Below are 9,541 nucleotides of genomic sequence, written 5' to 3'. Positions count from 1 at the left end.
CCGACCCATCCCGGAGGGGACGCGTGGACTTCAGTCTTTTCTACTTCGCCAACGACAGCCAGGCGGTCACCGAGGACCGGTACGGCCTGCTGATGGACGGCGCCCGGTTCGCCGACCGGAACGGGTTCGAGGCCGTCTGGACGCCCGAACGGCACTTCCACCCGTTCGGCGGGCTCTACCCCAACCCGGCGGTCACCTCGGCCGCGGTCGCGGCGATCACCGAGCGGGTGAAGATCCGCGCGGGCAGCCTGGTCTCGCCCCTGCACCACCCGCTGCGGGTGGCCGAGGACTGGTCGGTGATCGACAACCTGTCCGGCGGCCGGGTCGGCGTCTCGTTCGCCTCCGGCTGGCACGCCACCGATTTCGTGCTCCGGCCCGAGGCCTACCCGGACCGCCGCGCGATCATGCTGGAGCAGATCGAGCAGGTGCGCCGGCTGTGGCGTGGAGAACAGCTCGACCTGCCCGACGGCGCCGGCCGGACCAGCCGGGTGGGCATCTTCCCGCCGCCCGTGCAGCGGCAGCTGCCGATCTGGGTGACCAGTGCCGGGGGGATCGAGACCTTCCGCAACGCGGGCCGTCTCGGTGCCGGGCTGCTCACCCACCTGCTCGGGCAGGAGGTGGACGACCTGGCGGTCAAGATCGCCGCGTACCGCCAGGCGGTCCGCGAGCGCCCGGACGCCGACGGCTGGCCCGGTCACGTCGTGGTGATGGTGCACACCTACCTGCACGAGGACGGCCGGGAGGCACGGGAGGCGGTGCGCGAGCCGCTGAGCGACTACCTGCGCGGATCGCTGCACCTGCTGCTGGGCGCCGGGCTGAACGGCAGAACCACCGCCCCGCAGGAGCTCTCGCCCGAGGACACCGAGTTCATCGTGGCCCGCTCGTTCGACCGGTACTTCGACGACGGCGGCCTGCTCGGCACCCCGGACTCGGCCCAGCGGGTGGTGGACCGGTTCCGCGGGATCGACGTCGACGAGATCGCCTGCCTGCTCGATTTCGGGCTGGCTCCCAAGACGGTGATGGAGGGGCTGCCCCTGCTGGCCGCCCTCGCCGGGAGGAACCGGTGACGCCCGTGGCCGGGATCGTGGACTTCGCGGTGACGTTCCCGGCCGGGGAGGTCACCGTGGCCGAGCTGCACGAGACGTCCGGCGTCCCGGTCGCCGACCTGCTCGCGATCACCCACTGCGACCGGTTCCCGGTGCTGGCCGACGGTGAGCAGGCCTGGGAACTGGCGGTGCGGGCGGCCCGTCAGGTGCTGGACCGGCAGGGCGTCAGCCCCTCGGAGATCGGCACGGTGATCTACGCCGGGTCGGGGGAGTGGGACCTGCCGTTCTGGTCCCCGGCGGCCCGCTCGGCCCTGGAGCTCGGCATCCACGACGCGCACTGCTTCGAGGTGACGAACTTCTGCAACGCCGCCTCACTGGCCCTGCGGCTCGGCGTCCGCGAGATCGCCTCCGGGGAGAGCCGGTTCGTGCTGGTCCTGGTGGGGGACCGGCTGAGCCGGCTGGTCGACCGCTCCGACCCGGACTCGAAGGTGCTGTTCAACTTCGGTGACGCCCCGGCGGCGGTGCTGCTGGGGGACGTCGGCGGCGGCAGCGGTTTCCAGTACCTCAGCTCGGCGCTGAGCACCGATCCCGCCTGGGCCGACTACTACCAGGGCGAGCACGAGGAGTTCCAGGTGTTCATGCGGCGCCGGGGACGGCGCAAGGGCCTGGCCGAGGCCTACCTCACGCACCTGACGGCGCTGGTCGGGAAGAACCTGCGAGCGGTCGGCGCCACGCTCGACGACGTCGCCTACCTCCTGTTCAACCAGGGGGACAAGAACATTCACGAACGCCTGCTGGACGCACTCGGCCTGCCGCGGGAGCGGTCGGTCCTCAACTACCACCGGTACGGCCACATGGGCGGGGCCGACACCCTGATCGCGCTGAACGACCTGCTCGACGCCAAGGCGCTGAACCCCGGTGACCTGGTGCTGCTGGCCAGCAGCGGGATGGGCTTCAGCTGGGGGGTCTCGGCCTGGCGGTTTCGCGGGTGAGTCCCACCGCCGGGCCGTCCCCGCTGCGCGAGCTCCGGCCGGATCCCGGAAACCCGGCGATGACCCTGGTTTTCGCGCACCACGCGGGCGGCTCGGCGCTCAGCTACCTGCCGCTGGCCCGGTTGCTGCCCGAGGACTGGCGGGTGCTCGGGGTGGAGCTACCGGGCCGGATCACGGCGGACGACGAGGTGGCCTTCACCGGGTGCGGCGACGCGGTGCGGTGGCTGCTGCCGCACCTGCGGGAGGTGTCGTCCGGGCCGTACGCGCTCTTCGGGCACAGCATGGGGGCGCTCGTCGGGTTCGAGCTGGTGCGTGCCCTGGCCGCGGCCGGCCGACCCCCGGTCTGGCTCGGCGTCTCGGCCAGCCCGGCGCCCGGGATGCGCCCCGGGGCGCGGCGCGACCTGTGGCCGGAGCACCGCCTGGTGGACCTGATGAACCGGTTGGGGGGCACTCCCGGCCCGCTGCTGAGCGTGCCCGGCCTGCGCGAGCGGATGGTCCGGGTGCTCCGCGACGACCTGGCCCTGGTCGACACCTACCGGTACCGGCCCGGCCCGGCGCTCGACGTGCCGCTGTCGGTGTGGCGGGCCGGCGGCGACTCCGCGGCCACCGCCGTCCAGATGCGCCCGTGGCACACGCACAGCACCGCCCCGCCCCGCTCCCGGGTCTGGGAGGGCGGCCACTTCTACCTGTTCGACCAGGCGGCCGCGGTGGCCGCGGCGCTGGCGGAGGAGATCGCGCGGGTGGGCGTCAGGCGTCCTTGATCAGCCCGTTGACCGCCATCAGGTAGCCGAGCTGGGTGCGGCTGTTGCTGCCGAGCCGCTGCGAGATGCGGCTGACGTACTCGGCCACCGTGCGGCGGCTGATACTCATCTTGCGGGCGATCGCGATCTCGGTCTGCCCCTCCACGAGCAGGCGCATGATCGTCTTCTCGGTGTCGCTGACCACGCTGGAGGGCCGGCGCTGTGACTCCGTCGTCACCGGGATGCCGCGGCTGAAGGCGAATTCGAACACGTTCACCAGAAACCGGACGATCGCCGGGTGCCGCACCTCGAGCGCCTCCTCGGCGTAGGCCGGGCCGGTGGGGATGTAGGCCACCGAGCGGTCGCAGATGACCAGCCGGTCGAACATCTCGTCGAGGGTGCGCACGTCGCCGCCGGCCGACACCACCTCGCTGATGTAGCGGAAGGTCGGCTGGTCGGAGCGGACCGCGTGCTGGTAGAGCGTGCGCTGGCGCACACCGCGCCGCAGCAGGCTGAGGTTCTGGTCGAGGACCTCGTCGAGGATCTCCTGCGGACGCTTGTTCCCGGGCTGCGCGGTGAGCAGCTCCTCCTGGCAGGATTCCGCCGCGGCGTCGATGGTCTCGGCGATCGTCCGGCGTCCGCGCAGCACGGTGAGGTGGGGCAGCCGGCTCCGGCGGGCGTCGGTGAAGATCTCCTCCACGGTCTCGAACGCCGCCTGCACCTCCATCGCCCGGCCGCGCAGGGCCGAGGACTCCTGCTCGAGCGGCCGCAGCAGCCGGTCCAGCGCGACCACCGGGGTGACCTGCGTGAACTGCCCGGGCCGGCCCGGATCCGGTTCCAGCAGGCCGAGTTCGGAGAGACAGCGCGGGACCGGCGTGCCGCCTGCCGAACCGGTCTCGACCCGGCGCCGGTAGTACTGTCGGCCGGCGGCGCACAGGCCGGCCGGGCTCGGGCAGCCGGCCGCCCCGCACGGCGCCGGGTCCGCGAGCCGCTCGGCATCATCGTGCATTGCGCAAGTATGACCCGGTTGGCGTTATTGTCCATGTTTGCCCGACATGCAATGGTTCACAAGTGACGAGGTGCGGATCATGAAGGTAACCATCGACAATCCGGCCGGGGCACCCGCCCCGGCGGGTCCCTACTCCCAGGTCGCCCGCATCGATTTCGGCACGGGGGCCATGCTTTTCGTCTCCGGTCAGGTGGCGATCGACGAGGACGGGAATGCCGCCTTCCCCGGTGACATGGCGGCCCAGAGCGAGGCGCTGTTCGTCGCCCTGGGGCAGCTGCTCGAGGCGCACGGGGCCACGCTCGCCGACGTGGTGAACATCCGCACCTTCCTCACCGACATGAACCAGCGGGCCGAGTACGCCCGGATCCGCGGCAAGTACCTGACCGAGCCGCTCCCGACCAGCACCACGGTCGAGGTGTCCCGGCTGTTCAAGGACGGCGCCGTGATCGAGATCGAGGTCGTGGCGGCGGTCAGCTCGTCCTGAGCCCGTCGTGTCGCTTCAGCGCCCCTGGAGGTTCGTTGACGTCCGTCGTTGATGGTCCCGAGTTCCGCTCGGCGGTGGCCGGACTGGAGGTGCCCGGCATGGGCACCGAGGTGGTCGGCCCGTTCCTGGCCAACCTGGTCGCCCTGCTCCGGCCGGAACGGGTGCTCGAGGTCGGGATGGGCTACACCACGCCGTTCCTGGCGGGGGCGCTGGCCGACCAGCGGCGTCTGGCCGCCGCCGAGGAGAGCGCCCTCGCCGCGAAGACCAGCCACCACCTGGCCCGGTCCGGCGAGCTGGGCGAGGAGTGGCTGCTCGACCGGCCGCCGCTCCTGGCCCCGGCCTCCTACCTGGAGCCGTACCGGCCGTCCCTGGTCGCGATCGACAACCTCTCGATCGAGGAGTCCTCGGCGGCCCGCACCTCCGAGGTGCTGGCCCGGCTCGGGCTCGACGACCTGGTGGCGGTGGTGAACGCCGACCTGCGCGACTCGATCGGGCTGCTCCCGGCCGGCTTCGGCCCGATCGACCTGGCCTGGGTCGACGCCTGGGAGTGCCTGTGGTTCTTCGACCACTTCTGGGACCTGATCAACCCGGACGGCGGCCTGGTGGTCATGCACTACCTGATGACCTACCCCGAGGGTGAGGCGGTGCTGCACTACATCGACGAGGTGCGCAAGGCGCACCCCGGCGAGCTGGAGGTGCTGAACCTGCTGGAGTCGCAGAAGCTCATGCAGAACAGCGTCACCATTCTGCGGCGCACCTCGGGCCAGGTGGAACGACGGTACGCGGGCAAGGGCGGCGAGGTGCGGTTCACGCCGGAGTTGCAGCAGCAGGCCCGTCAGCAGGTGGAGGTGGCGCGCCGCCGGGGCTGACGGCCGCGCCCTCGCCGGGCAGTTTCGGGATTTGTGTTATCGCCTGTCCTCCCGGACGACTACCAGGTGACCGACTCGTCCCCTGACGTCCGAGAGGACAGGCCCTCACATGCCTGCAAAGCGCACCCGGAACATCGCCCTCACCGCCGGGCTGGTCGTGGCCGCCACCGCCGTGGTCGCGGTGAACCAGACCCAGTCGTCGAGCGCCGCGAACTCCACGCTCACCGTGGCCGCCGACGGCAGCGCCACCTACAAGACCGTGCAGGCCGCGGTCAACGCCGTGGGCTCGGGCAACAAGAGCCGGGTGACCATCAAGATCGCGCCCGGCACCTACCGCGAGGTGGTCACGATCCCCGCGACCAAGCCGTACGTCACGCTGACCGGCACCGGCGACTCGGCCGAGGACGTGGTGATCGTGAACAACCACGCCAACGCCACCTACGGCACGGCCGGCAGCGCCAGCGTGTTCGTGTACGGCTCCGACTTCGCCGCGAACAACCTGACCTTCTCGAACGACTACACGGAGAAGGGCGTCAACAACGGCGACCAGGCCGTGGCCCTCAACGTGAGCGCCGACCGGGCGGTGTTCGACCACGTGCGGCTGCTCGGCGACCAGGACACCCTGCTGATCAACTCCGGCCGGTCGTACTTCAGGTACTCCTACGTGCAGGGCACCGTCGACTTCATCTTCGGCAGCGGCACAGCCGTTTTCGAGGGCTGCAACATCTACGAGAAGCGCAGCACCGGCGGCCCGATCACCGCGGCCAAGACCGACTCGGCCAACGCGTACGGGTTCCTGATCTACAAGTCCACCATCACCGGCAAGACCAACAACACCGTGCAGCTGGGCCGCCCGTGGGGCGCCAAGGCCCAGGTCGTGGTGCGCGAGTCGTCGCTGTCGGCGGGCCTCAAGACGTCCGAGCCGTGGACCGACATGTCCGGGAACACCTGGGAGAACGCCCGGTTCTCGGAGTACAAGAACACCGGTGCGGGTGCCACCACCAACAGCAACCGCCCGCAGCTGAGCTCGTCGCAGGCCGCCAGCTACACGCCGAAGAAGTACCTGGCCGGCAGCGACGGCTGGAACCCGACCGGCAGCTGACGGTTCTGATGGGTTCTGACAGGTTCTGACGGGTTCCCACGGGGCACCGGCCCGGCCGCCCGGGCCGGTGCCCCGCACCGATGGCCTAGCCGATGATCTCCCTGGCGTGCCGGACCAGGTCGGCGTTGCCGGCGACCGGTTCGCCGTCCGGGCCGGTCAGCACGTCCTCCAGGCCGATCCGGGTGGGCAGGCCGAGCCCCGCGGCATGACGCAGCACCGGCCAGCAGGCCTCCCGCTCACCGTGCAGCAGAACCGGGACGCCCGGGTCACCGAGCGCGGCCAGCACCGCGTCGGCCTCGGCGACGGCCTGCTCGGGCGGCACCCCGATGATCTCCACCAGCACCCGGACCAGGCCCGGCAGAACAGTTCTGATGGACGCCGGCCGGGTGGACGACGGGGCCAGGGCCCGCGCGTCGTGCGCGGTCCACACCCCCGCCTCCACCCCGATGCCGAGATCGTGCAGCAGCCCGGCCAGTTCGGCCGTCCCGGGCTCGGACAGGTTCACCGAGGCGAAGTCCGGGCGCTCGGCGTCGCGCAGCACCACCCAGCCGCCGACCAGTTCGAGCCGAGCCCGCGGGTCACGCGCCGTGATCCACAGACCGGTCGAGACGCCCACCGGAACCCCCGGACACGCCGCACGCACCGCCGCGACCGCCCCGGCGACGTCGACCGCGAGCAGCGACTCCGAACCGTCCGCCCCTCGCGGATGCAGATGGATCGCGTCGGCCCCGGCCCGCACCGCGTCCCGCGCCGAGCCGGCCAGCCGGGCCGGGGTCAGCGGCAGACCGGGATGTTCCGCCGGGGTGCGGGCACCGTTCAGGCAGACCTTGAGCACACCGCCAGTATCCGCCACCGGCCGGCTGTCTACCTGCGGGCCGCCCGGACCAGTGGGAGCAGCCGCTCGGGCACCAGGTCGTCGGCGCCCCACTCGCCGAGCACCGCGGCGAGCGGGCGGGCCTGCCTAATCCGGGCGTCCTCGGCCGCCACCAGCAGGGCCTTCGGCGGGCCGGCGGCCGGGTCGCGCTCCAGCACCTCCCGGAGCGCCGCCCGCACCTCGTCCTCGCTGCCGGTGCACTCGAACGGCTTGGTGCCGTGCAGGCCGGCCATCCGCTCGTAAAGTCCTGCCAGCGCGATGTTCCCGAACAGGTCACCGCCCAGCTTGCCCACCGCCACCGGGTGACCGAAGAGCACGGACGTGGCCAGGAACACCCAGGCGCACTTCGCGCACTCCCGGCACCAGCCCTGCCCCCGGGTGCGGTTGCAGCTGGCCGTGCGCAGAAAGGCCTCCACGTCGTCCACCAGCAGGGAGATCACCTGGAGCTCGTAGAGCGGGCGCAGCGGGCTGGCGTAACGCGGGGCCCCGGGCGCCCAGCGGTCGCGGTAGTCGCCGAGCGCGGCCTCGAACTCGTACGTCTTCGTCCACTGGTGGTTCACCGGGCGTCCCAGGTAGGCACTGATGTTGGGCTCGTCGTCGCTGCGGGCGTTCCCGGCGAGCACCAGCGAGCTGCCACGCAGGAATCCCACCAGCATCGCGGTGAACGCCAGGTGCGCCGAGTAGGGCGTGTGGCCGTTGGGATGGCCGGCCTGGTTGAGCGCGAGCAGTTCCGGCAGCACGGCGCGCTCCACCCGGAACACCCGGCCGCCACCGGCCGTCAGCGACGCGGTCAGCCCGAGCTGGCCGGGAGTGGGGTTGTAGACGAAGAAGTCGGCCGGCATGACCCGGCGGGTGGTGAGGGCCAGGGCCAGGGAGTCCTTGCCGCCGGAGAACATGACCAGCGCGGGGCCGTCCGCCGGGGACTCCCGCGCCGGTGCCGGCGGGGCCTGATCGGCTGTGACGTCGAGGAATCCGGGTGTGGTGAAGTCGATCTGGTTGCGGTAGAAGAACTCTCCCATGGCCGACGGCCAGAAGGCCTCCCACCAGGCAATCTCCGCGGCGTCGGGAGCCGGCGGAACGCGCAGCTCGGGGGAGCAGAACGCCTTCCAGTAGGAGAACGACTCGACCAGCGCGATCGCCCGCAGCAGGGCCCGGGCCGGGGGCAGCCGCACCCGGGCGGTCTCGGCCTCGGTCAGCCCGTGCAGCGAGACCGTGGGCGTGAAAACGTGTTCCCCCACCGTGAAGTGGAAAAGCAGGTCCAGCCGCCCGAACCCGGTCGCGGTGCGCGGTTCGGCCACGGTGAACGTGGGGTTCTCGCGGCGCAGGGTCTCGAGCGTCGGGCCGGGTGCGGTCATGCGCCCGACCCTACTCGCCCGGAAGCCGCAGGGCCGCGGTGATCAGGTCGGCCGTGGCCTGGTCGGGAGCGGCGACGAAGGGCAGCCGGTTGCCGCCGGCCACGTCGTACGGGCGCCCGTCCAGCCCCACCACCACCCCGCCGGCCTCGGTGTGCAGCAGCACCCCGGCGGCGTGGTCCCACGGATTGTCCCAGGGCATGATCATCGCGGTGCGCCGCCCGGCCGCCAGGTCGGCGTAGGTCAGCCCGGAGAAGTCGAAGAACGACGGCATCACCCCGGTCGCGTACAGGGCACTGAACCGGGCCTGTTCCGTGGGCGTCCACCAGCTGGGCCGGGGGAGCAGGACGTCGAGGTGCCGCAGTCCGGTGACACCGGGCGCCACCCGCACCGGCTCGCCGTCGACGTGGGCGCCGCCGCCCGCCGTGGCGGTGGCCAGAAAACCCAGCAGCGGCGCCAGGGTCCACGACGCCAGCAGTTCTCCGCGCACCGACAGCGCGACCAGGATCGAGAAGCGCGGGGACGCCGCCGCGAACGCCTCGGTGCCGTCGACCGGGTCGACGATCCACACCGGGTCCGGGCCCCGCAGCAGCCCGAGCAGGGACGGGTCGGCGTGCACCGCCTCCTCGCCCACCACCACCGAGCCGGGCAGGATCGCCGTGAGCTCGCGGGTGAGCAGTTCCTCGGCCCGGCGGTCGGCGACGGTTACCAGGTCGCCCGGCGCCTTCTCCTCGATGTCCCCGGCGGCCAGCGCCCCGAACAGCGGCACCACCACCTCGCTCGCCGCCCTGCGAACGGCCTTCTCCACCGCGGCGATCCCCGATTCGTCCAGCATGCGGCTGATGCTGGCACACGGACCCGGGCCGGAGGGCGCTGCGTGCAGGAACCCGGCCGGACGGGGAGCGGCGCCCGGAGGGTGACCGGGGTGGGGAGCGGAGGGGACGCCTGGACGGTGGTCGGGGTGGTCGGGGTGGTCGGGGGAGAGTGCCGGAAGGGGACGTCCGCGGCCGTGACCGCGTGAACGTCCCCTCCGGACGATCCTGGCTGCCTGGATCCGCCTGGATCCGCCTGGA

The 9,541-nt window shown here is 72.2% G+C and carries 10 protein-coding genes; 6 read left to right on the top strand and 4 right to left on the bottom strand.

Annotated elements, in window-relative coordinates; translation table 11 throughout:
• Window positions 1–23 precede the first annotated feature (23 nt).
• The 3 genes from KIH74_RS25650 to KIH74_RS25640 are packed head-to-tail and all read left to right on the top strand — an operon-like array spanning window position 24 to window position 2,799.
• The gene (locus KIH74_RS25650) at window positions 24–1,067 is read left to right on the top strand and encodes a MupA/Atu3671 family FMN-dependent luciferase-like monooxygenase (RefSeq protein WP_214158824.1); all 1,044 of its coding nucleotides are present in this window, start codon (window positions 24–26) and stop codon (window positions 1,065–1,067) included.
• Window positions 1,064–2,038 (top strand): 3-oxoacyl-ACP synthase III family protein, encoded by a 975-nt coding sequence (locus KIH74_RS25645; protein ID WP_214158823.1) that lies wholly within the window; start codon window positions 1,064–1,066, stop codon window positions 2,036–2,038. Before KIH74_RS25650 ends, KIH74_RS25645 begins: the two co-directional genes overlap by 4 nt.
• Window positions 2,035–2,799, top strand: coding sequence for a thioesterase II family protein (locus KIH74_RS25640; RefSeq protein WP_214158821.1), 765 nt, complete (start codon window positions 2,035–2,037; stop codon window positions 2,797–2,799). Before KIH74_RS25645 ends, KIH74_RS25640 begins: the two co-directional genes overlap by 4 nt.
• Here KIH74_RS25640 and KIH74_RS25635 read toward each other — a convergent pair.
• A complete protein-coding gene (locus tag KIH74_RS25635; RefSeq protein WP_214158820.1) occupies window positions 2,786–3,787 on the bottom strand; it encodes a LuxR C-terminal-related transcriptional regulator in 1,002 nt (333 codons plus the stop codon). The genes KIH74_RS25640 and KIH74_RS25635 overlap by 14 nt on opposite strands.
• 79 nt (window positions 3,788–3,866) lie before the next feature.
• On the opposite strand from KIH74_RS25635, the gene KIH74_RS25630 reads away from it, so the two are divergent.
• The 3 genes from KIH74_RS25630 (at window position 3,867) to KIH74_RS25620 (ending at window position 6,242) form a co-directional block, all read left to right on the top strand.
• Window positions 3,867–4,271, top strand: coding sequence for a RidA family protein (locus KIH74_RS25630; protein ID WP_214158819.1), 405 nt, complete (start codon window positions 3,867–3,869; stop codon window positions 4,269–4,271).
• A gap of 35 nt (window positions 4,272–4,306) precedes the next feature.
• The gene (locus KIH74_RS25625; protein ID WP_214158818.1) at window positions 4,307–5,140 is read left to right on the top strand and encodes an O-methyltransferase; all 834 of its coding nucleotides are present in this window, start codon (window positions 4,307–4,309) and stop codon (window positions 5,138–5,140) included.
• Between the two features lie 109 nt (window positions 5,141–5,249).
• The gene (locus KIH74_RS25620; RefSeq protein ID WP_214158817.1) at window positions 5,250–6,242 is read left to right on the top strand and encodes a pectinesterase family protein; all 993 of its coding nucleotides are present in this window, start codon (window positions 5,250–5,252) and stop codon (window positions 6,240–6,242) included.
• 85 nt (window positions 6,243–6,327) lie between these two features.
• Here the strand turns inward: KIH74_RS25620 and KIH74_RS25615 are convergent, their stop codons facing one another.
• Genes KIH74_RS25615 through KIH74_RS25605 form a run of 3 tightly spaced genes read right to left on the bottom strand, consistent with a single transcriptional unit; the run spans window position 6,328 to window position 9,303 of the window.
• Window positions 6,328–7,095: a 3-keto-5-aminohexanoate cleavage protein gene (locus KIH74_RS25615; RefSeq protein ID WP_214158815.1), complete on the bottom strand. Its 768-nt coding sequence runs from the start codon at window positions 7,093–7,095 to the stop codon at window positions 6,328–6,330.
• Between the two features lie 11 nt (window positions 7,096–7,106).
• Window positions 7,107–8,471, bottom strand: coding sequence for a MurL-like N-terminal domain-containing (locus KIH74_RS25610; RefSeq protein WP_214158814.1), 1,365 nt, complete (start codon window positions 8,469–8,471; stop codon window positions 7,107–7,109).
• Between the two features lie 10 nt (window positions 8,472–8,481).
• Window positions 8,482–9,303 (bottom strand): inositol monophosphatase family protein, encoded by an 822-nt coding sequence (locus KIH74_RS25605; protein WP_214158813.1) that lies wholly within the window; start codon window positions 9,301–9,303, stop codon window positions 8,482–8,484.
• Window positions 9,304–9,541: the final 238 nt, after the last annotated feature.

Source organism: Kineosporia corallincola (assembly GCF_018499875.1).
Lineage (GTDB): Bacteria > Actinomycetota > Actinomycetes > Actinomycetales > Kineosporiaceae > Kineosporia > Kineosporia corallincola.
Note: the sequence above shows the minus strand (reverse complement) of the source record. Positions and strands in the feature narration are given on the sequence as shown.

Excerpts from the sequence above, each read along its gene's own strand:
- KIH74_RS25605 (WP_214158813.1), bottom strand. The coding sequence starts at position 9,303 with ATGCTGGACGAATCGGGGATCGCCGCGGTGGAGAAGGCCGTTCGCAGG.
- KIH74_RS25635 (WP_214158820.1), bottom strand. The coding sequence starts at position 3,787 with ATGCACGATGATGCCGAGCGGCTCGCGGACCCGGCGCCGTGCGGGGCG.
- KIH74_RS25630 (WP_214158819.1), top strand. The coding sequence starts at position 3,867 with ATGAAGGTAACCATCGACAATCCGGCCGGGGCACCCGCCCCGGCGGGT.
- KIH74_RS25610 (WP_214158814.1), bottom strand. The coding sequence starts at position 8,471 with ATGACCGCACCCGGCCCGACGCTCGAGACCCTGCGCCGCGAGAACCCC.
- KIH74_RS25620 (WP_214158817.1), top strand. The coding sequence starts at position 5,250 with ATGCCTGCAAAGCGCACCCGGAACATCGCCCTCACCGCCGGGCTGGTC.